General features: G+C 69.0%; 13 protein-coding genes. 3 read left to right on the forward strand and 10 right to left on the reverse strand.

Features of this window, described 5'->3' with window-relative positions; all coding sequences use genetic code 11:
• Positions 1-146 precede the first annotated feature (146 nt).
• The 9 genes from METUNV2_RS0111990 to METUNV2_RS0112030 are packed head-to-tail and all read right to left on the reverse strand — an operon-like array spanning position 147 to position 20,877.
• Positions 147-860, reverse strand: coding sequence for a 4'-phosphopantetheinyl transferase family protein (locus tag METUNV2_RS0111990; RefSeq protein ID WP_232415671.1), 714 nt, complete (start codon positions 858-860; stop codon positions 147-149).
• A gap of 1 nt (position 861) precedes the next feature.
• Positions 862-1,629: a thioesterase II family protein gene (locus METUNV2_RS0111995; protein ID WP_018229723.1), complete on the reverse strand. Its 768-nt coding sequence runs from the start codon at positions 1,627-1,629 to the stop codon at positions 862-864.
• Entirely contained in the window at positions 1,619-3,403 is a 1,785-nt protein-coding gene (locus METUNV2_RS0112000) for a fatty acyl-AMP ligase (RefSeq protein ID WP_018229724.1), read from the reverse strand. Before METUNV2_RS0112000 ends, METUNV2_RS0111995 begins: the two co-directional genes overlap by 11 nt.
• 2 nt (positions 3,404-3,405) lie before the next feature.
• Complete coding sequence (locus METUNV2_RS0112005) at positions 3,406-3,660, reverse strand: acyl carrier protein (protein ID WP_018229725.1); 255 nt, start codon at positions 3,658-3,660, stop codon at positions 3,406-3,408.
• A complete protein-coding gene (gene fabD / locus METUNV2_RS0112010; RefSeq protein ID WP_018229726.1) occupies positions 3,657-4,799 on the reverse strand; it encodes an ACP S-malonyltransferase in 1,143 nt (380 codons plus the stop codon). The genes METUNV2_RS0112005 and fabD overlap by 4 nt, the downstream gene beginning before the upstream one ends.
• Positions 4,796-7,510, reverse strand: a complete 2,715-nt coding sequence (locus METUNV2_RS0112015; protein ID WP_018229727.1) for a beta-ketoacyl [acyl carrier protein] synthase domain-containing protein — start codon at positions 7,508-7,510, stop codon at positions 4,796-4,798. Before METUNV2_RS0112015 ends, fabD begins: the two co-directional genes overlap by 4 nt.
• On the reverse strand, positions 7,510-12,732 hold the full coding sequence (locus METUNV2_RS0112020; protein ID WP_018229728.1) for an alpha/beta fold hydrolase: 5,223 nt from the start codon (positions 12,730-12,732) through the stop codon (positions 7,510-7,512). The genes METUNV2_RS0112015 and METUNV2_RS0112020 overlap by 1 nt, the downstream gene beginning before the upstream one ends.
• A gap of 34 nt (positions 12,733-12,766) precedes the next feature.
• Positions 12,767-14,104 carry a flavin-containing monooxygenase gene (locus METUNV2_RS0112025; RefSeq protein ID WP_018229729.1) on the reverse strand — a complete coding sequence of 446 codons (1,338 nt, stop codon included), beginning with the start codon at positions 14,102-14,104 and terminating at the stop codon, positions 12,767-12,769.
• A gap of 20 nt (positions 14,105-14,124) precedes the next feature.
• Positions 14,125-20,877 carry an SDR family NAD(P)-dependent oxidoreductase gene (locus METUNV2_RS0112030; protein ID WP_018229730.1) on the reverse strand — a complete coding sequence of 2,251 codons (6,753 nt, stop codon included), beginning with the start codon at positions 20,875-20,877 and terminating at the stop codon, positions 14,125-14,127.
• A 682-nt stretch (positions 20,878-21,559) separates the two neighbouring features.
• Here METUNV2_RS0112030 and METUNV2_RS0112035 point away from each other — a divergent pair.
• From METUNV2_RS0112035 to METUNV2_RS0112045, 3 genes are all read left to right on the forward strand, one after another.
• The gene (locus tag METUNV2_RS0112035) at positions 21,560-22,639 is read left to right on the forward strand and encodes an SGNH/GDSL hydrolase family protein (protein WP_232415672.1); all 1,080 of its coding nucleotides are present in this window, start codon (positions 21,560-21,562) and stop codon (positions 22,637-22,639) included.
• A 195-nt stretch (positions 22,640-22,834) separates the two neighbouring features.
• Complete coding sequence (locus METUNV2_RS0112040) at positions 22,835-24,049, forward strand: cytochrome P450 (RefSeq protein ID WP_018229732.1); 1,215 nt, start codon at positions 22,835-22,837, stop codon at positions 24,047-24,049.
• A gap of 28 nt (positions 24,050-24,077) precedes the next feature.
• Positions 24,078-25,109, forward strand: coding sequence for a fatty acid desaturase (locus METUNV2_RS0112045; protein ID WP_018229733.1), 1,032 nt, complete (start codon positions 24,078-24,080; stop codon positions 25,107-25,109).
• Here METUNV2_RS0112045 and METUNV2_RS0112050 read toward each other — a convergent pair whose 3' ends face one another.
• The gene (locus METUNV2_RS0112050) at positions 25,110-26,468 is read right to left on the reverse strand and encodes a chloride channel protein (RefSeq protein ID WP_018229734.1); all 1,359 of its coding nucleotides are present in this window, start codon (positions 26,466-26,468) and stop codon (positions 25,110-25,112) included. It abuts the gene before it with no gap.
• Positions 26,469-26,513: the final 45 nt, after the last annotated feature.

Here is a 26,513-nt window from a genome sequence, read left to right on the forward strand (position 1 = left end):
GCAGCGCAGAAACGAATCCGAGAAAGTATCCCACACCGGGCGCATTACGGAGTGCGAATCATTCTTATCGGCAAACCGGGGAATAAACCGTTCCGCACGTCGGGCACCGGCAACGGCCGGTGCCGCGTGATGGCGGGCGACAGGGTTCAGCAGATGGACACGGTGCGTGTCCTGACCCCGGCGATGTCGCACACCGCATGCTCTATATGGCAGGGCGGAACCGTATCGCCCAGGGTACACACCGCCAGCACATGCTGCGGGAAGGCCTGGCAGCGCAATACGTGCTCGACCACGCCGGCACCGTCGAGCTGCAGCGGAAAGGCAGACGACGCCAGCGACAGCGCGTCGAAACTGTGCGACAGCCCCTCGCCGGTGGCTTTCACATAGGCTTCCTTGGCCGTCCAGTGGATCAGGAAGGACAGCACGGGATTGCGTTCGGCCAGCACCCGGCTGCATTCCTCTCCGGTCAACGCCACATTCATGACGCGCCAGACATCCGCGCGGGGCGGACGCGACTCGATATCCACCCCGACCGGCGCCTGGTCGTATACGGCCAGCGCCGCAAAGCCGGAACAATGGCTCAGATTCACGTGCAGCGAGCCGTCTGTCAGTTCCGGCTTGCCGTTCGGTCCGGTCCGGAAGGCCGGGGCATGGCCGAGCAGTTCGCGCAGCACGAGGCGCTGCAGGGCGTGGGCGAGCACGAAGGCGTCGCGCCCCGGCGGGTGCAGCATGCGACGGGCGCGGCGTCGCTCTTCGGGCAGCAGCACCGCCTGTTCGAGCTGCCGCAGCCGTTCGGCACCGTGCTCCTCCACCGACGCGACGAACACCCGGACCCGGCCTGCGGCGCCCGCGGCCGTCACTTCAGGCAGCCTCGCTGCGCCGGGCACGCCCGGCCAGTGTGCACAGAAGTTCAACGATGGCCGGCCGGTCCTCTTCGACGAAGAAATGACCGCCAGGGAACATGTGCAGCGAAAATTCACCGGAAAACTCCGGCTGCCAGGCGAGCAGACCTTCCATCGGCACGCGTCCGTCGTCGAAACCGCCGGCCACCGTCACGTCGATGTCCAGCGGCGCGGCCGGCCGGTGCGTGTGTGACGCGATCAGTTCCAGATCGCCTTGCAGCACCGGCAGCATCATGTCGATCACGGCGTCGTTGTGCAGCACGCTGTCCGGTGTCCCGCCCAGATCGCGCAGATAGTCGATCAGGTCACCGCGGCTGAAGCGCGGCAGGCCGAAAGCGCTGGGCCGCGACGGCGCGATGCGGCCGGTCAGCAGCGCGGTGGCCGGCTGAGCGCGCCCGTGGGCGCGCAGCGCACGCAGCAGTTCGAATGAAATCAGTGCGCCCAGACTGTGACCGAACACCAGATCGGGCTGCACGCCCTGTGCGTGCAGCGTATGGGCCAGGCCCTGCGCCAGCGCCACCAGCGACGGCGGCAAGGGCTGACCGAAACAGCGGCCACGACCGGGCAGCTCGAGCGCCCACAGCGAAATCCGACCCTCCAGCAGCGGCTTCCAGGCAAAGAAGGACTGCGCGCTGCCGCCGGCATAGGGCACCGCCAGCACCGACGGCGCGCGCGGGCCGCCGTCGCAGATGCGGACGACGCTGCCGCAGCCCGGCTCAGACTGCATCGGACACCGCCAGCGGCTGCAGCAGATCCAGCCCGTCCTGCTGGTAGAGCTGCTTCATCAGGCTGCGCTGCACCTTGCCGCTGGTGGTCTTGCGCAGCGTGGCCGGCGCGATGAACACGATGTCCGCGATCGCGACACCATGCTCTTCCGACACCGCGCGGCGCACCTGCATGCGCAGCGCCTTCTCGATGTCGGGCAGTGCCCGCTTCAGTTCGCGGTCGGCTTCGACCACCGCCACCAGCCGGCGCTGCTCGCCCCGCTCGTCCTCGAACACCGCGCAGCTCTGCGGCTTGATCAGCGGATGCGACTCGACGATGGTGTATTCGACATCTTCCGGATGCAGGTTGCGGCCATCGACGATGAGCAGATCCTTCATCCGCCCGCATATATATATGTGGCCATCATTGGCACCGATGAAGCCGATGTCGCCGGTACGCATGTAGCGGCAGCCGGGTTCGTCGGCTATCTCGGCGGCGAAGGTGGCCGCGCTCTGTTCCGGCAGTTGCCAGTAGCCCAGCGCATTGGTGGCACCGGACACCCAGATCTCGCCCAGGCTGTCGGCCTCCAGCCGCTCGCCGCTGGCCGGATCGACGATGGCGATATCGATTTCCTGCGACGGCAGGCCGCAGCCGACCACGATGCGGCCGGTGCCGCCGAGATCGTCCCTCACCCGCCGTTCCGACTCGGCCGCCCGGGCATCGATGCTGCGCAGGCGCGGCAGTTCGGACACCGGACCGCCGGACACGAACAGCGTGGCTTCGGCCAGGCCGTAGCAGGGCAGCATGGTGGCCGGCCGGTAGCCGAGCGGCCCGAAGGTGGCGGCGAAGCGCTCCAGCGTGCTCGCGCGCACCACGTCGGCGCCGTTCAGCGCGATGCGCCAGCTCGACAGGTCGCAGCCTTCCAGCCGGCCCGGCTGCCAGCGCTGTGCCGCCAGTTCGTAGGCGAAGTTCGGTCCGCCGGCCAGCACCGCGCGGTAGCGGGAAACCGCATCCAGCCAGATCAGCGGCTGGCGCACGAAGGTGTTCGGCCCCATCAGCACCGTTTCGTTGCCCAGCATGATGGGCAGCAACTGGCCCAGGATGAGCCCCATGTCGTGGTGATGCGGCTGCCAGAACACGGTGTTGGACGTGTGATCCAGCTCCCAGGCGTTGCGCATCATGCGCAGATTGGTGGTGATGTTGCGCTGGCTCACCATGACGCCCTTCGGATGCGAGGTCGAGCCGGAGGTGTACTGCAGGAAGGCGATGCGGTCATCGGCCGGCGGCGGCAGGACGGCCGCGACTTCAGCTTCGTCGCGCAGCGTGTCGGTGGCCAGCCAGGCCAGCGGCAGGTCGGCATCGACCGCCAGGATGTCGCGCAGCCCCTCTTCCAGTGCGGCCACCGTCAGCACCTGCCGGCAGCCGCAGTCGCGCAGGATGCGCAGGCAGCGGTCCACCCGCCGCCGGCTCGGCAGATTGAGCGGCACCGCGATGCGGCCGGCCAGCAGGCAGCCGAGGAAAGCCACGATGAAATCCAGACCGGCCGGATAGAACAGCGCGATGCGGTCACCGGTCTCGCCCTGCCCGGCCAGCTCCGCCGCGATCACGCTGCTGCGTCGCCAGGCGTCGCCATAGGTGAGTACGTCCTCCTCCCGCCCCTGTTCGTCGAGGAAGCGGAACAGCACGCGCTCGGGATGCTGGCGGGCGCGGCGGAGCAGAATGTCGGCAACCGACAGCGCGGACACCTCGTCATACAGCGCAGCGGCCAGGGCATCGGTATCGATGCGGGCGTACATGGTCAGACTCCGGCGGTGGCTGCGCGCTGCGCAACCGCCACCGACAGTTCGCCCACGGTCGGGTACTGGAACACCAGCGCCGGCGGCAGCGTCACGCCGTAGCGGTCTTCCAGCGAGCCGACCAGATCCACCGCCTGCATCGACCCCAGGCCATAGCTGCCCAGGTTCTCGTCGGGCTCGATGTCGTGCGCCGGCACGCCGGTACGGTCGGCGATGAAGGCGGTGATGAAGTCGGCGATGTCGTGTTCGATGCTCATGGGTGTCGTCCGTGCAGGTGTGAAGACGGGTCGGCGTGCTGCGCGGACGCGGCAGCCGGAATCAGGGTTTCGAGTGCCTGGCGTATCTGCCGGCGCAGCGCACGCGGCGTGGCGGCCGGTTCGAGCGGCGGCCAGCCGGCGATGCCCGCCCCGCGCGACCACAGCGCCGCCCAGTCGGCCACGCCCGGGGCGGGCTGCCGGTAAAGCGCGTACAGCGTCGCAGCCAGCGTCGCGTGGGGGCCGCTCAGCGGCGGCGGTGCGAACTCGGGCCAGTGCGTGATGGCAACCGGCGCCGCCGACGGCCGCCAGCCGGCGCGGATCTCTTCGATCATCGGCGCGAGCACCGGCGCCGGGCCGATCTCGACGAATTCGGTCACGCCGGCGTCGAGCATGGCGTGCACCGACTGCATCCAGCGCACCGGGCTGTACAGGTGGGCGGCCATCACGTCGGCGATCTGCGCGTCGTGCGGCCGCGCGGTCACGTTGGCCACCACCGGGATGCGCGGCGGCTGGAAAGGGGTTTCGCGCAGCGCCTGCGCGAACTCGGCCGCTGCCGGCCGCATGTGCCGCGAATGGAAGGCGCCGCTGACGCGCAGGCGCACCGCCCGCGTACCCGCCTCGCGGCAGCGCTCGACGAAGGCGTCGATCTCGGCCGAAAGGCCGGCGACGATGGTCTGGGTCGGGCTGTTTTCGTTGGCGATCTCCAGCCCCGCGATGCCGATGCGCGCGATCAGCGCCTCGACCTGATCGCGGTCCGGCCCGATCACGGCGGCCATCGCACCGTCGCGGATGGCGGCCATGATGCGGGCACGGCGGTCGACCAGGCGCAGCGCGTCGATGAAGTCGAGCGCACCGGCCGCCGCCAGCGCAACGAATTCGCCGATGCTGTGCCCCGCCAGCATGGCCGGTGCGCCGTGCCGGTGCTCATGATCGAGATAGCCGAGATAGCCGGTCACGAACAGCGCCGGCTGCGTGTAGCGGGTGTCGATCAGGCGGTCGGCGCCGTCGGTGCACAGATCGAGCAGGCTGTAGCCGAGCATCGCATCGGCCTGTTCGACCAGCCGCGGATAGCGCTCGAACAGTTCGACACCCATGCCCTTGCGCTGCGCACCCTGGCCCGGGAAGACGACGGCCTTCATGACTGCAGCTCCGCAGCGGCGACCGCAGGCGCAGACAGCCAGCGCGCCTCGCGCAGTTCGAGGCCGTCGATCCGGAGCAGCGTGCGACCGCCCGCCTCGCCGAACAGGCTGATCCGTCCGCTGTCGCTGTCCACCGTCACCCGCAGTCGCTGCGGGCCGCCAGCCGGCAGCGCCGCCCAGCTCACCCGCGCGGCGCGGTAAGGCAGCAGCGGCGCGCGGGCCTGATCGCGGAACGGCGCCTGGAGTGCGCGCACGACCGCTATGGTCCAGTGCATCCAGAGGCCGGCCGGGTCGAGCGGCGGCGGGTCGACATCGAGATCGAAGCTGCGTGCATCGCCGGCGACGGGGGCGTCAGCCGCGCCCTTCAGCGCGTCGGCGCCCGCCTCGATGCGCGCCACACGCAGCAGCGTGCGCGCGCCCGCTTCCGCGACGGTGCGGTAGCGAAGTCCATGACCATCGAATCCTGCTGCTAGCCGCCGGTCTTCGGCCGATGCCGCGGCCCAGGCGACATCGACAAAACTGACCGCATGCGCGGCCGCATGGGCCGGCCAGGGCAGCAGCGTGGGCAGGCAGCGCGGCGGCGCTCCGAACAGGGCGGCCCACGGCGCGCGCAGCGCAGCGATGTCGTACGGCGTGTCCGCCGGCCCGGCTGCCGTCGCTGGCGCAGCGCTGCGGAACCACACGCGATCGCGCCGGAACGGCAGCGTGGGCAGCGGCACGCGCGGTGCGCGGTCGGCCGCACGACGCAGCGACAGCGCTTCGCTCAGCGCGGGCAGCGCCAGCTGCGCCCGCAGCCAGCCGGTCACCTGGGCCGCGTCCTGCCAGTCCGGCGCCGGCACTTGTGCGCCCGGTTCGCGCGCACTCTGCGCTGCGACCACCTGCGTCGCCTGCCCGTCGCACAGCCAGGCCACCAGCTGCAGCGCCAGTTCGCTCATGTCAGCCGCAACCACGGCCAGCCGGTACGACTGCAGGTCGCGCCCGGAGAACAGCGAATCGGCCAGCGCACGCAGCGTGGGCGCCAGCACATGCCGCGGCAGCGTGGCGCGGGCCTGCAGACGGTCTGGCGACGCCGGCGCCGGCAGCGCCTCGCTCAGCGCAGCGGCGACTTCGCCCCAGCTCATGCAGTCGCGCAGATCGAGCCCCACGCGGTCGATGCCCAGACCCTGCGCCGCCGCATGCGCGGCGCGCGCCATCGTGTCCGCAGAGACGCCAAGCGCCGGCCACGGTGCGTCGAAGTCGAGCGCGCCGCTGGCCTGCTGCAGTGCGCGCAGTACCTGCGGCGACACGCCCGGATGCAGGTAGTCGAACAGCTGCGCCGCACGCGCACGCAGCGTGTCGGCGTCTCTCGCCGACAGCAGCACGATGTCGACCTCGCCCGGTCGAGCCGGCCATGCAGGGGCCGGCTGTGCCTGCAGCACGATGTGCGCATTGACGCCGCCAAAGCCGAAGGAACTGACGCCGGCCACGCGCGGCCCATCGCCCCAGGCCTGCGGAGCGGCGGCGATGCGCAGCGGCGAGCCGCTCAGTTCGAGCTGCGGATTGGCCTGCGCGAAGGCCGGATGACCCGGAATCAGCCCGTGCCGCAGCGCGAGCACGGTCTTGATCAGACCGGCGATGCCGGCCGCCGCTTCGAGGTGGCCGATGCGCGCCTTCAGCGCACCCAGCCGGATGTCGCCCTCGGGCACGCAGCCCGGATCGGCCGCGCGGCACTGGCGCAGCGCCTCGTTCAGCCCGGCAATCTCTATCGGGTCGCCGAGCGGCGTACCGGTGCCGTGGGTTTCGACATGGGACAGATGGCGCACCGCCGGCCCGGCGGCCTGCCAGGCCGCCGCGACCACCTCGGCCTGCCCCTTGAAGCTGGGCGCGGTCAGGCTGTGCGCGCGACCGCCGTGATTTTCGGCCGAGGCGAGGATGCAGGCGTGGATGAAGTCGCCGTCGCGCAGCGCGTCGTCCAGGCGTTTGAGCACCACCACGCCGACGCCCTCGCCGCGCACATAGCCATCGGCTTCGGCGTCGAAGGGCCGGCAGCGACCGGAGGTGCTGAGCATGCCCGCCTGGCTGAAAGCCACATGCAGTTCAGGGCTCAGCATCAGGCTTACGCCGCCGGCCAGCGCCAGTTCGCACTGGCCGAGGCGCAGCTGTTCGATGGCGCGATGCACCGCCACCAGCGAACCCGAGCAGGCGGTATCCACCACCTGGCTGGGACCGCGCAGGTTCAGCACATAGGACAGCCGGTTGGCGACCAGCGTGAGCGCCATGCCGGTCGCCCGGTAGGCGTCGTTGTCGCAGTGCGCGGCGCGCATCAGCGTGGTGTACTCGGCATTGCCGACGCCGGCGAAAACGCCGACGCGCCGGCCCGACAGACTGCGTGGCGCGATGCCGGCGTCTTCCAGCGCGGTCCACGCCGACTGCAGGAACAGCCTCTGCATCGGGTCCATCGCCTCGGCTTCGCGCGGCGCGATGCCGAAGTGGCGCAGGTCGAAGGCGTCCACGTCGTCGATGAAGCCACCCACGTTGGAGTAGGCGGTGTTCGCCGCAGCGCCCGGTGCAGCGTGGCAGGCGCGCCAGTCCCAGCGCGACGCCGGCACTTCGGCAATCGCCGGCCGGTCAGCGAGCAGGCTGTCCCAGAAGCCGGCCGCGTCCGCTGCGCCGGGCAGACGCGCGGCCAGACCGACGATGGCGATCGCGCCCGGGGGCGGCAGCGGCTGCATCAGGCGGCCGCCCCGGCCAGCGCCGGCACGGCCTGCAGGTCGGCGTCCCCGGTCACCGGCACACCGCTGGCCGGGCACGGCATCGGCAGCCCGGCCTTGCGCGCACGGCTGCGACCGCGCGCGTGCTCCTTCGCCAGCTCGTGCATATAGGTGGGGCCGTGCATTTCGTAGTTGTTGCGCAGCGTCGCCAGGTACTCGCGGCGGATCACCTTCTGCTCACGCTCGATGTCGCGTTTCTGCGCGGCGACCTCCGGCAGGCTGTAAAAGCCGGCGTAGTGCTCGGCCACCACCCTGGCCTGCGCTTCCATCATGTCGAGGAAGCCCCAGGTCACCGCCTGGAACAGGCCGATGAAGGCGAGGTTGTCCACGCCCGGCACGAAGATGCGCTTGTACATCGGCACCCTGTTGTCGTCGGCGTTCAGGAACTGCTTGTCGAGGAAGGGGAAGGTGGTCTTGAAGCCGGTCGAATAGACGATGGCGTCGAACTCGCGCGCGCTGCCGTCGGCAAAGAACACCTTGCGGCCCTTGATGTACTTCACTTCGGGCACGATCTTGAGCTTGCCGTCGCCGATGCGGTTGGCGAAGTTCTCCGACAGCGTGGGCAGGCTGGACATCATCAGGTGGTCCGGCTTGGGCATGCCCATGCTGGAGTGACGCTGGATCAGCGCCTTGTACAGCCCGGTGTGCACCAGGTTGAACAGCGGATAGGGCAGGATCTTCTTGAACCACCAGTCGTTCAGGAAGGCCATCGCGCGGTCCATGCGCAGGCCCAGCAGGTAGTGCGGCAGCACATAGACGCCGCGGCGCAGCGAAATGCAGGTCGATTTCGCCGCGTGGCTGATGTCCACCGCCACCTGCGAACCGCTGTTGCCCACGCCCACCACCAGCACGTCCTTGTCACGGTAGTCCTCGCGGTAGCGGTAGTGCTGCGAATGGATGGCCTCGCCGTCGAACACGTCGCGGTAGTGGTAATCCGGGAAATTCGGCTCGTTGTGGTGACCGTTGGCGACGATGAGCGCGTCGTAGTGGCGCACCTCGCCGCTGTCCAGCGTCACCCGCCAGCCCTTGTCGCCGATGCGCTCCGCACGCTTGACCTGGGTGTTCAGCTGTATGCGGTCGCGGAAACCGAAGTGGTCGACATAGCTTTCCAGATAGGCATGCACCTGCTGGTGCGACGGGAAATCCGGGTAATCGTCCGGCATCGGGAAGTCGGTGTACTCGTACAGGCCGCGCGGCGTGTTCTGGTTCATCGCCTGCCACACCGAGGTGAACTTCCTGTCCGGATCGAAGGCCCAGATGCCGCCGATGCGGTCGCGGCCGTCGAAGCAGTCGAACGGAATGCCGTACTCGGTCAGCGCCTTGCCCATCGAAATGCCGCCAACGCCGGCGCCGACCACGCACACCCGCGGCAGCTGGCGCGGCGAGCGGCCCTTGCCGCGCAGGCGTTCGAGCATGCGTGCGCCGCCCGGGATGCGGTCGACGAAGGCGCGGGTGAAGTCGCGGGCGACCGGCGGTGCGGACAGTGGACGGGGAGCACTCATGCGACGGACCTCCTTGTTTTCGGTGGGGACGAGGGACTTCAGGAATGCGGCGGTGCGCGCTTCGCCGATGCGCGCCGAATGCGCCGCGCAGTCGAGCACCACCGGCGCGATGCCGCCTGACAGATGACGGCGCAGGCTATCGACGATGAGGTCGACCTCGGCGTCGGCGATGTCCAGCGGCGGCAGGAAACGCAGGCTGTTGTTGTGGATCGGGCAGACCGCGACCGCCACGCCCTGCACCGGGTCGCGCAGCATGGCGCCCCACAGCAGGTAGCCGAAGCTGCGCTGCAGGAAGGGGTCGGCCCCGGCGAGGTCGAGATCGATGGTGAGCAGCAGGCCTTCGCCGCGCACCGAGGTGATCATCGGCACTTCGCGCTGCAGCGCGCTCAGCTTCGCCCTGAACGCTGCACCGGTCGTCAGCGCCCGGGCGTCCAGCCCCTGCTCGAACACGCTGCGCAGCGCGTGCAGCGATATGTGTGCGGACAGCGGGCAGCGCTGGCGGCCGGCCAGTTCCTGCAGGCGCGCCGGCGAGCGCTGCTGCGCGCGCTGCCGTACCGCGTCGCTGCACAGCACGACGCCGGTCGGCACCAGCGAATCGCACAGCGCGGTGCCCAGTGCGACCAGATCCGGCGACGGCACCTGCGGCGCGCTGTGCAGCAGGCGGCCGGTCATCAGATTGGTCTGTGTTTCGTCCACGCCGACCAGATAGCCGCCGGCTTCGCGGTGGCGGACGATCAGTTCGACCAGCTGCGGCGGCAGCGGACGGGTGGCGTTGGCGTCCACCTGTATGGTTTCGAACCACACCAGACCGATGTCGCCGGACAGCAGTTCGGCTTCGAGTTTCTGCGCCGCATCGGGTGCGTGCGCGTCGATGAACACGCTGTGCCGGTACAGCGGCTCGAACGGTTTGCGGAAAATGTCGAACACCGCGTCGTGCGACGCCACCGCGCTCAGCATCGAGAAGCCGAGTCCGCCGGAGAAGAACAGCATGCGGCGCTTCTGCGGCACGGCGAGTGCGGCCAGCGTCAGCGCGGATTCCACCGCCGTGACATTGCTCGACGCCGGGAAGGCGTGCGGCAGACCGGTGCGCTCGCTCAACAGCGCGGCCAGTTCGCTCCAGTAGTCGGTGTTCGCGTCGTGCGCACGGGCGACACCGGCGATCACGTCCAGCGGGTTCAGGCCGCGCGGGCTGGTGCCCACGTTCACGAAGCAGTCGAGCACGGTGCGCGCATGGCCGTCGCGGTCGCGCAGCAGTGACTTCATGCCGCGTGCCGCTTCGAAGCGGGCGTCGAAACCGTGCAGCCGCGCCACCCGGGCGTAGCCGGAATTGCCCCAGCGCAGGTGGGCGTCGAAGCAGGCGTCGACGTCGGCGTCGATGCGCCGCATCAGGCGGTGGGTGTCGCCGTCGATCACGTCGCCAAAACGCGCAAGCAGCGCTTCGCGCGCCACCGCCAGCGGAAAACCGAAACTGGTCATGACGTTGCGCACATAGCTTTCGCTGGGCGTCATGCTCCAGGTGTGGTGCACCGGCGCGCGCACCATGCAGGCGGCCACCGGCACCTGGCTGCCGGCGATCGATTCGCCGAGCACGATCATGTCGGCGCGCTCGCGGCAGGCCGGCGCGATCCATCCGGCAGCGCCGGTGTCGGCGTCGTTGTTGTCGACCAGCACGCTCACCCGGTCGTGCCGCGCGCAGGCGGCGATCAGGCGGTCGGCGTCATCGACCGGCGTGAAGGCATCGCACACCAGCACCACGGCCACCGGCGAAGCGCCGCCTTCCAGCCGTTCGAGCGCTTCCAGCGCGGTGGACACGAAAGTGACGCCAGGTACCAGCGCGTCGTCCGGGCCGGCATCCAGCGGATCGAAATAGCGGCGCCAGCCCTCGCCGGCATCGACCAGCAGCAGTTCGCCGCTGCTGTCGGCGTCGCGGTTGCGGGCGCGGTGCCGGGCCAGACGCAGCGCGGCGTCGAGCGCTTCGTGCTGCGAAGTCAGGAACAGGCAGCGGTAGTCCTCGTCACCGGTCTTGTTCTGCGACTGTATGCGGTTGAGCAGCAGCGCAAGCTGGGCCGACTGCGGCGAGAGGATGGCGCAGTGACCCTGGTCGCCGCGGCGCACGTAGTCTTCCAGCACCTGAAGCGTGTCGGCATCCGGCCGGATGAAAGCGCTGGCGGGCGAAAGCGCCGGCAGGCCCGCAGCTTCGCTGCGCGCGGGCGCCACTTCATCGAGAAAACGCAGCAGCAGCCGGTTGTAGGCCTCGAAGTGAGTGAAACCCAGCAGATGACCGGCACCCGGAAAGCACACATAGCGCGCGCCGGGCAGCGCATCGGCCAGTGCACGGCCGTAGGCCGGCTGCATGTAGCGGTCGTCGCGCCCGCTGATCACCAGCGCCGGGCAGCGCAGCGCCGACAGGTCGGCGCGGTGGTCGAAGGCGCCGACCACCGCCTGATAGGCCGGCAGCGACGGAATGTTCCAGCCGCGGTTCAGTTCCATGAAGCGCTCGCTCATCTGCAGCTCGCGCATCAGCGTGGCGAAGTCGTTGGCGCCCTGCGCGAACGGCGAGGTGACCGTGGCCACCAGCGCCGATACGCGCTGCGGGTGGTCGAGGCAGAAGCGCTGTGCCAGCACGCCGCCGAAGGAATAGCCGATCACCGGCAGTGCATCGGCGATACCGAGTCCGTCCAGCAGTTCGGCCACGTCGGCCGCCATCGACGACAGCGTCAGCGGGCTGTAGAAGTCGGTGCGGCCGCAGCCGGGCATGTGGTAGGCGATTACCCGGTAGCGCTCGCCCAGTTCGCGCAGCTGCAGCCGCCACATGACCGAGGTGTGCATCACGAGGCCGCCGAGCAGCAGCACCGGCCGGCCCTGGCCATACACCGCCGCCTCGATGATGCGGCCGGAGCGGCCTTGCACGCTGACCGAGCGCGCCTGATCGACGACCGCCTGCTGCGCATCCAGATGTGCGCGCGACGGCTGGCGGACACCGCTGTCCGGGGCGACCAGATCCGGCTGCCTGGCAACTGGCGCGGGCATGCTCGCCGGCGCTGAAACAGCGACAGGCGCCGGCGCAGCGGCGCCCCCCTGCTCTGCCCACAGTGCTTCGATGGACAACGGCGCACCCGCGGCCGTGGTCGCCGCTTGCATGACCGGCGCAGCGGCGACAGGTAGAGCGGCGACGGGCGACGGGCGAGGCGCCTGAACCGCAACCGGCTGCCGCGGCGCCGGCACGACGGGTGCAGCGGCTGGCAGCGCCGCGGGCGCGACGGCCACCGTGCCTTCAAGGTCACCGAGCACCCGTTTCACGTCGGCCGCGTGATTCTTCAGCAGGTAGCGGGTGAGCCCGCGCAGATCCTGGAACTCGAAGAACACGGTGGGCGGAATGACGATGCCGAAGCGCGCGGTGAAGCGGTTGCCGATCTCGGTGGACGAGATCGAATCCATGCCGTAGTCCATCAGCGAGCGGGTCGGCGAGAAATCGGCCGCGTCCAGCTGGAGCACCGCCCTCACCAGCGCGCCCAGATCCTGTTCCAGCGCCACTTCGAGCGCCGGTCGCGCAGCCGGTACGGCCGATGTACGCGCCACCGGCGCGACCGCGGGCGCGGGCGGTGCGGCGTCCATCTCCAGTCCTTCGATCAGCGCCAGCGCCTCTTCCGGCGACAGTTCGTCGGCGATGCTCATGTCCATGCGGAATCCCCGGTATGCGTGATGAAATCGGTGCTCATGCGGTCAGCGCATCGGCCGGCGCGCGCTGGGCGACGCCGTCGAGCAGCTTTCCGGTGACGAAATTGACCGCGCGGATGTACTTCCACAGGTCGACCTCGTAGCGGTGGCGGTCGGTGTCCATGAAGCGGCCCTGTCCGAGGTCCAGCCGCTCCGGCTGCTGCTTCATCTGCTGCAGCCGGCGGAAACTGTCGCTGTCGGCCATCCGTGCCTGCAGGCAGGCGGCGACGAAGCGTGCAGTGATGTTCAGTACGTTGCCGAGGCCGGACGGCGTATTCAGATAGCCGACGAACAGCAGGTTGTCGTGGCGCTGCGGCACCATGCGCAGGAACAGCCGGTCGAGGTCGGCGCGCGCGTCGAAATCGGCCGGGTCGAAGAAGGACAGGTCGGTGCGGAAGCCGGTGGCCCACAGGATGAGGTCGATCTGCTCGCGGCTGCCATCGGTGAATTCGACGGTGCGGCCGTCGATGCGGCGGATGTCCGGCCGGGCGGCCAGATCACCGTGGCCGATGTGATAGAGCACCTGCGAATTCATGATCGGGTGTGCGGCGTCGATCCGGTGGTCCGGCGCCGGCAGGCCGAAGTCGGTGCCGTCGAAACCGGCCAGCTTGAACACCGCGCCGACGTGGTCCCAGTAGGCCTGGGCATCGGTGAACTTCGGCGCGATGTCCATCAGCCATTCCTGGGTCGGCTTGCCATCGACGAACTTCGGCATGTAGTGGTAGCCGCGCCGGGTCGAGTGGAAAGCCGCGTCGGCATTGAGTGCCGCGTCCACCGCGATGTCGCAGCCCGAATTGCCGCCGCCCACCACCAGCACGCGCTTGCCGCGGAACTGGTCGGCCGACCGGTAATCGCCCGAGTGCACGCTTTCGCCGTCGAAATGCCCGTCGAACTTCGGCACCAGCGGAATGCGCAGCAGGCCGTTGGCCACCACCAGATGGGCGTAGCGGCGCACGCTGCCGTCGGCCAGTTCGCAGCGCCAGCCCCCGCCATCCGGGCGCGCACGCAGTACGCGGGTGTCGAAACGGGTGTGGGCGGCGACCGCGTAGCGCTCGGCCACCGACATCAGGTAGGCATACATCTGGCTGTGCCGCGGGTAGTGCGGATAGCCCTCCGGCATCGGCAGGTCGGAAAACTGGGTGTTGCGGCGCGAACTGATCAGATGCACCGAGCCGTACATCTTCGAAGCCGGCCCGTTCGGCTGCCAGTTGCCGCCCAGGCCGCTGCTGGCTTCCAGCACCTCGAAATCAAGGCCGGCTTCGCTCAGCGCCTTGGCAACGCCGATGCCGGAGGCGCCGCCGCCGATGATGCCCACCGTGTGATCGAAATTCGTCATGTCTGTCCTTGGGTTTGCGCTTACTGGTCTGCGGTGGCGCGCATGCCGGCGAGCAGACGCTTGGCTTCGTCCGGCGTCATGCGGCCGGTTTTCACGCGTTCGAGGATGTCGCGCGGAGACAGCACCGGTGCGACGTGCGCCGGCACCTCGCGCGGCGGCGTCGGTGCAGCGGCATAGGCCGCCACCGGCTGTTCGATCTTCATTACCGGTGAAGCGACGACCGGCTGCGCCCAGAAGCGCCGGCGCTGGAAGGCGGTGCCCGGCAGCGGTACGCGGCGACGCAACTGCGGCACCGCTTGCGCGTTCCAGTCGTCGAAGGCGCCGCTGACCCAGGCACGCGCCAGCGTGTCGGGTGCGCCGCCGACCGGTGCGGGCGCGCTTTCGGCATCGGCCACGCCCTTGAACACACCCGGCGGCAGCACCGAGGCGTCGAGCTGCCAGAACTCGCCGGCCAGGCTGGCGCGCAGCCGCGCGACCAGCGACGGCAGGTCGTCGGCGATCAGCGCCAGCCGGTTGGGCTGGGCGACCCGCGCCACCCGCAGCGTGGCTGCCAGATCGGCCAGCGACAGCGTTTCGCCACGCTGCACTGCGCGCTCGACATGGACGGCCAGCGACTGCGCCATCGTGCGCAGCGTGTCCGGCGTGCGCGCCGACAGCACGACGATGTGCGGCCCGGGCAGATCCGGCAGCGTCACCGCGGGCCATTCTTCGACCACGATGTGCGCGTTCGAGCCCCCCGCACCGAACGAACTGACCGCCGCCAGCCGCGGCAAGGGCCGGCCTGCCGGATCGCGCGGCGCCGGCCAGTCGGCGGCAGCGGCCTGCACGCGGAAGGGCAGCTTCGAGAAATCGATGTTCGGGTTCGCCGGCTCGCTGTGTATCGACGGCGCCAGCCGGCCGTGTCGCATCTGCAGCAGCACCTTGGTCAGCGCAGCGATGCCGGCAGCGGATTCGAGATGGCCGATCTGCGACTTGACCGAGCCGATGGGCACCACCTGCCCCTCCAGCGCGCCTTCGAGCGCCATCGCCAGGCCGCGCAGTTCGATCGGGTCGCCGAGACCGGTGCCGGTGCCGTGCGCCTCGATATAGCCCAGCCGCGATGCCGGCACGCCGGCGCCGGCGAAGGCGTCAGCGATCACTTCGCTCTGCCCGACCGGCGTCGGCACAGTGAAGCCCGAAGTGCGCCCGCCGTGACCGAGCGCCGAACCGCGGATGACGCCGTGAATGTGGTCGCCGTCGCGCAGTGCGTCGGCCAGCCGCTTGAGCACCACCACGCCGACGCCCTCGCCCGGCACATAGCCGTCGCCACCGGCGCCGAAGCTGCGGCAGCGGCCGTCGCTGGCAGCGAACTGCAGCTCGCTCAGCATGCGGTAGCGATAGGGATGACTGGACAGATTGACGCCGCCCGCCAGCACCGCGTCGCACTCGCCGGCGCGCAGCAGCAGGCAGGCGGTGTGCAGTGCGGTCAGCGAGGACGAGCACATGCTGTCCAGCGCGAACGAGGCGCCGCTGAAACCCAGCGTGTAGGACACGCGGTTGGCAATGGCGGCGTAGGACGAATTGGTCAGCGTGGCCGAACCGCCGGCGCCGTAATACTGGTACTCGCCGTACATGACGCCGGCCAGCACGCCGACGCGTGCCCGCGCACCCGCGCGCGATTGCGGCGACTGCAAGGTCTGCGGCGTGTAGCCGGCATTCTCGATGGCCAGCCAGGACGTTTCGAGGAACAGTCGCTCCTGCGGGTCCATGCGCTCGGCGTCGCGCGGCGCGATGCCGAAGAACAGCGGATCGAAACAGTCGTGCTGGTCGATCAGCGCGGCCCAGCGCGCGTAGGCGCCGGTCTTCGCCGCCTCACCCTCGCGCCGGGCGAAGGCAGGGTCGTCCGGCCAGCGCTGCGAAAGCTCGCCAACGCAGTCCATGCCCTGCAGCAGGTTGTCCCAGAAGGCGTCGGTGTCGGCGGCGCGAGGATAGCGACCGGCCATGCCGACGATGGCGATCGCCAGGCCATGCGCGTCATCGGGGGGCGTGGTCGCCGGCTCGGGCTTCGATTGTGCAGACAACGGCGATGACGGCACCGGCGACGGCATGATCATGGCCGGTGCGGCCGCGGGAGTCGGTGCGTCTGCACCGGCGAAACGTGCTGCAGCCTGTGGCTCGGACGCGATGATGCGCGAGGCGAGATCCTGCACCGTGTCGGCTTCGTACAGCAGCGTTTTGGGCAGCGATGCGAAATGGGTGTCGAGTTCGCCGTTCAGGTCCATCACCATGATGGAATCCAGCCCCAGGGACTGCAGCGGCGTACCCGGCGTGATGCGCGCGCGGGCGATGCCGCAGGCGCGCGCCAGCATGTCGCCAAGACGACCGCACAGCGCCGGCACGACATCGCCCGCGGGCAGCTCGACCGGCACTGAGGCGGCAGCAGGTGGGGTATCGCCGGATGTCCCGTCGTCCACATTCATCAGCCGGGCCACGCCCTCGCGCCGGCCGCTGCACACCACAACGTCGGCCACGGTGCTCGCCATCGCGGCGCGCAGCGCCTGTATGCCCTGTTCGGCGTCCAGCAGTTCGAGCCCGCGCTCGGCCATCCACTGCATGACCGGCGGCGGCGCCTGCATGCCGTCCTCGCTGCGCCACAGCGGCCAGGCCAGCGCCAGCGTACGACCGCTGCGTCGGCCTGCAGCGACCGCCTGCGCACGCAGACCGGCGTAGTCGTCCAGCCAGGCATTGGCATAGGCATAGACGCTCTGGCCGACATTGCCGTGCGCGCCGGCCAGCGACGAGAACAGCACGAAAGCTTCCAGCGGGTCGTCTCGCGTCGCCTCGTCGAGCAGGCGTGCGGCGGTGATCTTGGGTGCCAGCACCGCCTGCCAGTCGTCGTCGCCGTGCTTGACGAAGAAGGCGTCGCGCAGCACGCCGGCGGCGTGGATGACGCCTCTGACCGGGCCCAGCGTCGCCCTGACCTGCTGCAGCGCGCCGGCAAGCGACACGGCGTCGGTGGCGTCGCCCTGCACGTAAATGACCGAAGTGCCGTCGCCGCCGAGCGCAGCCACGATACGGGCGCCCTCTTCGTCGAGCGGACTGCGGCCGAGCAGCGCGACATGCACGCCGCAACCAGCCAGCCAGCGCGCGAAGGTGCGACCCAGCGCCCCCATGCCGCCCGTGATGAGATAGGTAGCACCGCGGGTGGGCTGCCAGCCGTCGGCCGGCGCGTGCAGCCAGGCGAAGCGGGCTTCTTCAAGCCGGCCGTCCTGCACGCGCAGGCGCGGCGCGTGACCGGGCGACGCCGGGTGGGCGAGCGCCGCCGCGATCGCGTCGGCGCGCCGCACCGGGTCGTCGAGGGTGGCCGCATCCAGTTCGAGCAGCACGGCCGACACACGTGGCGCCTCAAGATGCAGGCTTTTCAGCAAGCCGCCCATCGCCGCGTGAAAGCAGCGCGCATCGTCTGCCGACGGCGTACCGACATAGACCAGACGCAGCGCGCGGGCGCCCAGCGCACCGACCAGCAGTTGCGCCAGCGCGACGAAGCGTCGCACATCGGCTTCGACCATGTCGCGCGCGCTGCCCGCCAGCCACACCACGGTGTCCGGGAAGGCGTCGCGGTGCTGCAGCAGTTCGAGCAGCGCTCGCCGATGTGCCGGGTCGGTCGCATCCATGTCCACGCGCGAGTCGTCATGAAAGCGGAAGCGCGGCGCGGTATCGACCCGCCACAGCGTCTGCACCGGATGCAGCCGGCGCAGTCTGGATTCAAGGCCGTCGAGACGGACGCCTGCGCCGGCGGCGAGCAGCAGCGGCCCGGTCGGCAAGGCAACCGGACGGAGCGCTTCGCACGCAGTCCAGCTGCGCTGCAGCAGGTGCAGCGGCGCGCTGCGCGCGCCGTCCCAGGCGCGGAAGCAGAAGCCTTCAATGTCCGCGAGCACGGTGCCGCCGTCGTCGCACGCCCGGAAATCGAACGCATGCAGACCCGGCGCCGGCGTGCCGCGGTAATCGATGCGCACACGCACACGCCCGGGCAGCGGTGCATGCAGCGTGAAGCGGCGCATCGAGAATGGTACGAAGGCCCGCCCGGACGACAGCACCGATTCCGGCGCCAGCGCCACCGCGCACTGGAACACGCCGTCAAGCAGGGCCGGGTCGAAGCGGCCGACGCCGTCGCGCTGGCTCACCGACAGTTCGGCAAGCGCGTGGTCGGCCTCTCGCACGAGCGATTGCACCGGTCTGAAATCAGGCCCGTAGGCCAGACCCATGCGCTCGAAGCGGGCATAGAAGGCGTCGCGGTCGAACGGAGCGGAAGGCCGCCCGATGGCCATCGTGGATGCAGCATCGCACGCGGTGGCCGCGTGCAGCGTGCCGCGCAGGTGTGCGGAGGCGCCATCGCCGGGCGCGCCATGCACCGCGCAACGTCCGTCCGCCTGCCGCTCCAGCCGCAGCGTGGCCGGTGCATCGAGCACCAGCGGTCGCCCCCACATCAGGTCGCGGAACTCGAGCGCGCCGCTGCCGGGCAAGGTCGCCGCCAGCAACTGCAGGAAACCGGCTGCGGGAAATACCGCGTGACCGTCGACCACGTGATTGCGGGCCCGCCAGTCGTCGGGCTCGATGCGCAGCGCATCCGGGGCCGGATCGGGCGTGACAGCACTGTCGAAGCGCACCGCCGCAGCAGCCTGCCCGCCACCGATCCAGTGCCGGGTGCGGCGGAAGGGGTAGCCGGGAAGATCGACCGGACGCGGCTGGACCGGCCATCCGGTCGCCCACCTGACCGGCGCACCGGCCAGCCAGCGTGCGGCGATCACGAGCGGATCGGCGGTGTCGGCGTCGGGTTGTGCTGCCGCATTCCCTGCCACACTCGCGGCGCCACGCTGCATGTCGTCGCCCGTAAGCTTCCGCAGCAGTTCGGCCAGTGTGGCGGCGGTAACCAGCGCACGCGCGCGCTGCGGCGTGCGGCCCAGCTGCAGCGTCGCCGCGATGCGGGCGCGGCCGGCCGGGTTGTCGAGATCGCGCATCCGCGGCGCAAGCCAGTCGCGGAAGCGGGCGATCACCGCGTCGAGCTGTTCGTCATCGCTGGCGGAAAAGGGAAACAGATGAGCAAGCGGTCCGCCGGCCACGTCCGTCGGGGTACCGGCCCATTCTTCGACCAGCACATGCGCGTTGGCGCCGCCAGCGCCGAAAGAGCTGAGGGCGGCGCAGCGCGGCCGCTCACCGTCGGGCCAGGGTTCGCCCCGTTGCGGAATGTGGAAAGGCGTGCGCGCCAGATCGACGGCCGGATTGATGCGCGCGGAGTGCAGCGACGGAAACAGCGTTCGCGCACGAAACTGCAGCAGCAGCTTGGTCAGCCCGGCAACGCCGGCCGCCGACTCAAGGTGACCGATATTGGTCTTGACCGAACCCAGCCCGCAGCGCTGCGGACGCGCCGTACCCCACGCTTCCAGCAGGCCCTCGACCTCGACCGGGTCGCCCAGCCGGGTGCCGGTTCCATGCGCCTCGACATAGCCGATGCGCGTGCCATCGAGCCCGGCCCGCTCCAGCGTGTCGCGGATCAGCGCGGCCTGGCTGCGCGAACTGGGCACCGTGTAGCCGGTGGTGCGACCGCCATGGGCGATGCCGGTGGCGCGGATGACGCCAAGGATGCGGTCACCCGCCGCGCGCGCATCGGCCAGCCGACGCAGCACGACAACGCCCACGCCCTCACCCGGCACGAAACCGTCAGCCGCATCGCCAAAGGCGTGGCAGCGACCGGTGGGTGACAGCATGCGCTGCTGGCTCAGCTGCACGTACTTGGACGGGTGCAGATAGAGGTTCACGCCACCGGCCAGCGCGACCGCACATTCATCACGACGCAGGCTTTCGCAGGCCAGGTGCAGCGCGGTCAGCGACGACGAGCAGGCGGTGTCGAGCGCAACGCTGGGCCCGTCGAAATCGAGCAGCCAGGACAGACGGTTGGCCACCGACCAGGGCATGGCAGTCGGCACCTGGCCACCGCCGCTGCGCCAGTGCGCCTCGCCCAGCAGGGGATAGGACAGCGTGGTGATGCCGGCAAAAACGCCGACGCGCGCCGCGCCACCCGGCTGCGTGCGCGGCAGGCGTTCCGGACCGAGGCCGGCGTGTTCCAGTGCATGCCAGGCGCACTCGATGAACAGGCGCTCCTGCGGATCCATCACGTCGGCATCGACCGCAGACACGCCGAAAAAGGCCGAATCGAAGGCGTCGACGTCGCGCAGGAAACCGCCCCACTTCGACATGCTGGCCCACTGCGCACGCGCCACCGGATCGCGGCTGAACAGCCCGTCGGCGGACCAGCGCTCGGCCGGCACCTCGGTGATGGCATCGCGTCCGGCCTCAAGGGCCTCCGCGAAGGACTCCAGGTTTTCGGCGCCCGGATAGCGGCCAGCGACACCGACGATGGCGATCGTCAGATCAGTAACCCCTGTCGCCGCGCAGCCCTCGTCATCAAGCGTGACCCACTCGTCGCTGAAGCGCGGCAGGGCCGCTGCGGCGCCGGCCGCAGGCCGCAGCGAAGCGGACAGCCGCGCCGCCTCGTCCGGAAAGCGCGACAGCAGATAGTCGGGCACGTCACCCACCGTCCTGCAGTCGTACAGGAAGGTCTTCGACAGCAGCGGAAAGTGCGCTTCGAGCACCCGCCCCATCGCGACCACCGACATCGATTCGAGGCCGAGCTCCTCCAGCGCGCTGTACGCGTGAATGCGTGACGCATCGTGGCCCAGCACTTCGGCCAGCCTTTCGATGATCCACGCCAACAGACCTTCCTTCTGCGGATCCACGCTGATGTTCGCCCCGTTCGTAAGTCTTCTCCGTGCTGAGCGCACGGCACCGAGGCGCTGCGTAGCCATAACCGTGCCAGGGCATGCCCGGTAGCACCGGAACATCCGGAAAGGCGGGATCCGGAGATGACTTTTCGATATGCAGAGGACACAAAGCAACTCCCCCGACACATTGATCCGGCATGGAACACAGGCACCCGGAGAGGGCGATTCCGGCAGCGATCAGGCACTGAAAACGGAAGCACGCTATCGATCAGCACACCTTTTTAACCGTTGGACACAATCTGTCCAGCATTGAGACACCTGTATCGACGCACGTCGAAAATGAATGCCCATTACGTATTCATGACGCATTCCAGCGTCTGAACCGATATCCACACCTCATCCATCAGGCATCCGCGACCTGATGGCAAAGGCGTTGATAGCGTTTTCAGGCAAGCGAAACAGGCCATTCTCCCGCCGGCTGCACGCCTCATTGCAAGGCCCTCTGATGCACCGCCGAAAATCCCTTCCATGGTCTATCGAGGTGGCCTGGCCGCCATCCGCCGATGCACCGGGCATGGGTATTGCTCAGGGCGAAGCCGCGATTTCAGCCTGAAGTCATCGTGACCCATCGACACCCGGACATGACAGGCGGAATCGAAAACCAACACAAATACCGATTTGACGAGGGGAGTTAGGAATGAGCACTTTCATGCGCCGACTGGCGATTGTCATGACCTTGTCAGGCATCAGCCAGCCTGGCTGGGCGGCCGGCTATTCGGCCATGTACTCGTTCGGCGACAGCTTCTCCGACACCGGCAATCTTGTGGGCGCGCTGGCAGCACAACCCATCGAGAAAGTGCTGGCCTGGTGGCCGCCCTTCGCCATTCCGGGCTACGCGGACGGTTTTTATCAGGGACGACCGACCAATGGCCCGTCGGCGGTCGAGTACCTGGCCGGCTCGCTCGGCGTCGGCCTGACCAACTACGCCTGGACCGGCGCGCTGAGCGGACACGGCAACGTGCTGCCCTTCGTGAATACCGACATCGGCCAGACCGGCCTGAGTGACCAGATCGGTACGCACCTCTCCGCCACCGGCGTGGCGGACGCCAACGCACTCTATTTCGTCTGGGGCGGACACAACGACTTCTGGGGGCTGGGCCAGGCGCTGCCAAACTCGATCGACGACGCCAGCCGGCGTGACGCACTGACCCGGGCCGGCATGCAGGCGGCCGACGACATCGCGGCCAACGTCAGCACGCTGATCGGCGCCGGCGCCCGCAACATCATCGTGCTGGACAGCATTTCGCTGGAGTACGAACCCTTCTGGGCCCCCTTCTACGCCAGCGATCCGGCACTGCGCGGCCTGCTGCACGACGGCGTGAATGCGATGAACGACCGGCTGGGCGGTCTGCTCGGCGCGATCGACGGCAGCAACGCGGGCCTGAACCTGATGCATTTCGACACCCAGAAATGGTACGAGGACACGATCGCCGGCGTACTGGCCGGTGCGCGGCCGGGCGGTCTGACCAATGCGCAGGATCCGTGCTTCGCCTATGACGGGGCCGCCTTTGCGGCCTGTGGTGCGCCCGGCGAATACTTTTTCTGGGATTCGATCCATCTGAGCACGCAGGCCTATTCCATGCTCGCAGGCGAACTGGCCAGCGCGGTCGCCGCGCCGGTGCCGGAGCCGTCCGCCGCGCTGCTGTTCCCGCTCGGTCTGGGCGCACTGCTGCTGCGCCGTCGCCTGCACCGTCCGGCGCTGTTCGCCGTCGCCTGACCTTTGTCCGGGCCGGCCCGGACTCATCACCTGATCATCGGAACACGGCGCATCAACCGCCGCGTTCCGATGGAAAAACGCCCCGGACCTTATCTACCTGCCGGGGCGAAACGTTCGCTGCATTGCAGCCTGTCGTCACCCAAAAGGAATGACGGCAGCCCCATTCTTTCGCCACGACACAGGGAGTACCCGCCCATGTTCGACCAGCAATTCATCGCAGACCCCTACCCGACCTACCGGATGCTGCGTGCATCCGGCCGCGCCCACTGGGCGGGTGACTTCCTGGGGGGTGCCTGGCTGCTGCCGCACCATGCCGACATCGGCCCGGTGCTGCGCGATGCCCGCCTCAGCGCGCAGCGCAGCCACTGCTACAGCGCGCTGCTGCCGGAGGCCGAACGCCCGGCCTTCGACGAATTCAACCGGCTGTTCGGCATGTGGCTGCTGTTCCAGGACGCGCCGGCGCACACCCTGCTGCGCAAGCTGATGAACAAGGGCTTCGCACCGCAGGTGATCGAGGCCTGGCGCGGCGCCATCACGCGTACCGCGCACGGCCTGATCGACCGCCTGCCGGCCGAAGGCCCGGTCGATTACATGGGGCGCTTCGCCCATCCCTTCCCGGCGCTGGTGATCTGCGAACTGATGGGCGTGGATGCAGGCGACCAGGACACCTTCATCGAGTGGTCGGACCACATCGCCCGCTTCTTCGGCAATCCGGCCAGTTCCATCGAGGTGGCGCACCGCGGACGCGACAGCCTGATCGGGATGACCCGCTATTTCGAGCGTGTGGTCGAACAGCGCCGGCGCGAACCGGGCGAGGACCTGATCAGCCTGCTGATACGCATCGAGGAGAACGAAGAAGCGCTGACCGCCGAAGAGGTGGCGTCGCAGTGCGCCATGCTCATGTTCGGCGGCCACGAAACCACGCGCAACCTGCTCGGTAACGGCATGCTGGCGCTGCTGCGCCACCCGGCACAGATGCAGGCGCTGCAGGACGACCCGGCGCTGATTCCGAACGCGGTGCGCGAAATGCTGCGCTACGACAGCCCGGTGCAGTACCTGGTGCGGCTGGCCACCGAGGACTTCGAGTACGCCGGCGCCACGATACGGCGCGGCCAGATGGTGGTGCCCATCATCGCCTCCGGCAACCGCGACGAAGCCCGCTACCCGGACGCAGACCGCTTCGACATCCGGCGCGAAGACACCACGCATTTCGCCTTCGGTCACGGCGCCCATGTCTGCATCGGTACCCGCCTCGCACTGCTGGAGGCCGAAATCGCCTTCACCGTGCTGCTGGCGCGCTGCCCGCACATTACCGCCCCGACCGACCACCCGGAGTGGCTGCCCAACTTCGGCTTCCGCGGCATGCGCGCGCTGCCGCTGCACATGAGCGCCCAGCCGGTCGCCGCCTGATCCACGCCCTTCATCCAGGAGTACAGCCGTGACCCAACGCTGCCCCACGCCACTCGACGTGCGCTCGACGCTGCCCGACATCGCCTACGCCTACAGCCTGCCGCTCGGCAGCCTGCTTTTCCTGACCGTGACCAGCCTGTTCGCCGGGCTGTGGACGCTGTCGCTGTCGATGGACAATCTGGCCCTCAAGGCGCTGTTCGGCGTCATGAGCGGCCAGGCCATCGGCATCATGTTCGTGATCGGCCACGACGCCGCGCACGGCTCGCTGACCAACCGGCCGTTCTTCGACCGGCTGTACGCGACGCTGGCCTTCATGCCTTCGCTGCATCCGGTGTGCTCGTGGAAGATCGAGCACAACAAGATGCATCACGGCTGGACCAATCTGAAAGGCATGGATCCGGTCTATCCGCCGATGTCGCCGGACGAGTTCGCCGCACTGTCACCCTGGCAGAAGCGCGTGCACCGCTTCTACCGCAGCATCTGGGGCTTCGGCTGCTACTACCTGTTCGACATCTGGTGGAAGGTGCTCATTCTGCGCCGCTCGGAAAACGGCAAGGAGGTGCCAGCCATGGTGGTGCTGGCCGACTTCGTCGCGGTTTTCGGCTTCCTTGGCTTCCAGGTGTTCATGGCCTACCTGTTTGCCGCCGACGGCGCGCAGTTCGCGTGGAACCTCGTGCTGAGCGTCGGCCTGCCCTTCCTGGTGTGGAACTACGTGATGACCTTCGTCACCATCCAGAACCACACCTACCCGACCATACGCTGGTACGACAACCGCGACGAGTGGAACTACTTCCGTGCCCAGGTGGAAGGCTCGATCCACACCGAAGTACCGGCCTGGCTGGATTTTTCCTTCGCCCGCGTGTTCCAGCACACCGCCCACCACGTGGACAAGAAGATTCCGCTGTACCGGCTGGTGAAAACCCAGGCGTCGCTGGAAACGACTTTCAGCGGCCACGTAAAGACGGTGAAACTGACACTGAAGGAATTCCTGACGGTGCTGAACGACTGCCAGATGTACGACTACCGCCAGCACGTCTGGATGCCCTTCCCTCGCGGCTGATCAGGAGGGCGGCGGCGTGTTCCGCGCCAGGAAGTGTCTGGCCACCGTGTGGTACAGCGGCTGGCTGAACAGACGGGACACGCCGGCCGACAGCAGCGACACCGCCATCAGGCCGATGATGACCGAGTAGCCGTCGACCATTTCCATCACGATGATGAAGGCGGTGATCGGTGCCTGGGTGACCGCGGCCAGAAAGCCGGCCATGCACAGCACCAGCAGCATGCCCGGATGCGCCTGCTGGCCCAGCAGCGGCGCCAGATCGTGGCCGATGCCGGCACCGATGGCGAGACTGGGCGCAAAGATGCCGCCGGGCAGCCCGCTCAGGTAGGCAATGAGCGTGGCGATGAATCTGAGCGGTGCGTAATGCCAGTCGAGCTGCGCCTCGCCCTGCAGCAGATGGCGGGTTTCGGTATAGCCGCTGCCGAAGCTCAGCCCGCCGCTGACCACGCCCAGCGCCGCCACCAGCAGGCCGCACAGCGCGGCGAACAGCACCGGACGGCGGCGGCGGAAATCGGCCAGCGGTCCGCGCCACGAGGTGGACGCAATGATGAGCATGCGCGAAAACAGGCCGCCCGCCACCCCGCACACCAGTGCGGTCACCGCCACGGCCAGTGCCATGTCACGGTCGCTGCCGGCGATGGCGATCTGACCGAAATAGCTGGCCTTGCCCAGCATGGCCTGCGACACGATGCCGGCCAGCACGATGGCGGTGATGATGAGGCCGCTCATGCGCGCCTCGACGCTGCGTGTCAGTTCTTCGATGGCAAAGGCAATGCCGGCCAGCGGCGTATTGAAGGCGGCCGCGATGCCGGCCGCCCCGCCGGCCACCAGCATGTGGGTGCGCGGAATGTGCAGCGCGCCGGGCAGCCAGCGGTGCAGCGCGTTCATCAGCGAGGCGCCGACCTGCACGGTCGGACCTTCCCGCCCGAGAGAGAAACCGCTGCCGACCGCGGCTGCGCCGACCAGCACCTTGCCGAAAACGATGCGCAATGAGAGCAAGGGCCGCCAGCCGGGCGACGCCGGCCGTGACATTTCAGCGATGGTCTGCGGAATGCCGCTGCCCTCGGCACCGGCGAACCAGCGGCGCGTGATCCAGACACAGAAGGCGCCACCGAGCGGCGTGACGACGAAAGGCAGCCACCACCAGACCATCGCACCGTCGCGGAAGTAATGGACCGCGTGATCCGACAGGCGGGCAAAGCCGACCGCCAGCAGACCGACGCTCACCGCGCCGCCCCACAGCACCAGCCGTCCGACCCACACCTTCAAGTAGGCGTAATGACGACGGCGCAGGATGAACTGCCCGATGCGCAGACGGAAAGCGCGCAGGCGCTGTATCAGGGAAGGAAGGTCGTACATCGATCGGAGCAGGAATGAACAGGGTGGCACTCACGCTTGGCAAGA

Source organism: Methyloversatilis universalis EHg5 (assembly GCF_000378945.1).
Classification (GTDB): Bacteria; Pseudomonadota; Gammaproteobacteria; order Burkholderiales; family Rhodocyclaceae; genus Methyloversatilis; species Methyloversatilis universalis_A.

Bases quoted from the DNA above. Each gene is read 5' to 3' on its own strand.
- METUNV2_RS0112000 (WP_018229724.1), bottom strand. From the start codon at position 3,403: ATGTACGCCCGCATCGATACCGATGCCCTGGCCGCTGCGCTGTATGAC.
- METUNV2_RS0112050 (WP_018229734.1), bottom strand. From the start codon at position 26,468: ATGTACGACCTTCCTTCCCTGATACAGCGCCTGCGCGCTTTCCGTCTG.
- METUNV2_RS0111995 (WP_018229723.1), bottom strand. From the start codon at position 1,629: ATGCAGTCTGAGCCGGGCTGCGGCAGCGTCGTCCGCATCTGCGACGGC.
- METUNV2_RS0112005 (WP_018229725.1), bottom strand. From the start codon at position 3,660: ATGAGCATCGAACACGACATCGCCGACTTCATCACCGCCTTCATCGCC.
- METUNV2_RS0112020 (WP_018229728.1), bottom strand. From the start codon at position 12,732: ATGGACATGAGCATCGCCGACGAACTGTCGCCGGAAGAGGCGCTGGCG.
- METUNV2_RS0112015 (WP_018229727.1), bottom strand. From the start codon at position 7,510: ATGCAGCCGCTGCCGCCCCCGGGCGCGATCGCCATCGTCGGTCTGGCC.
- METUNV2_RS0112040 (WP_018229732.1), top strand. From the start codon at position 22,835: ATGTTCGACCAGCAATTCATCGCAGACCCCTACCCGACCTACCGGATG.
- METUNV2_RS0112035 (WP_232415672.1), top strand. From the start codon at position 21,560: ATGAGCACTTTCATGCGCCGACTGGCGATTGTCATGACCTTGTCAGGC.
- fabD (WP_018229726.1), bottom strand. From the start codon at position 4,799: ATGAAGGCCGTCGTCTTCCCGGGCCAGGGTGCGCAGCGCAAGGGCATG.
- METUNV2_RS0112025 (WP_018229729.1), bottom strand. From the start codon at position 14,104: ATGACGAATTTCGATCACACGGTGGGCATCATCGGCGGCGGCGCCTCC.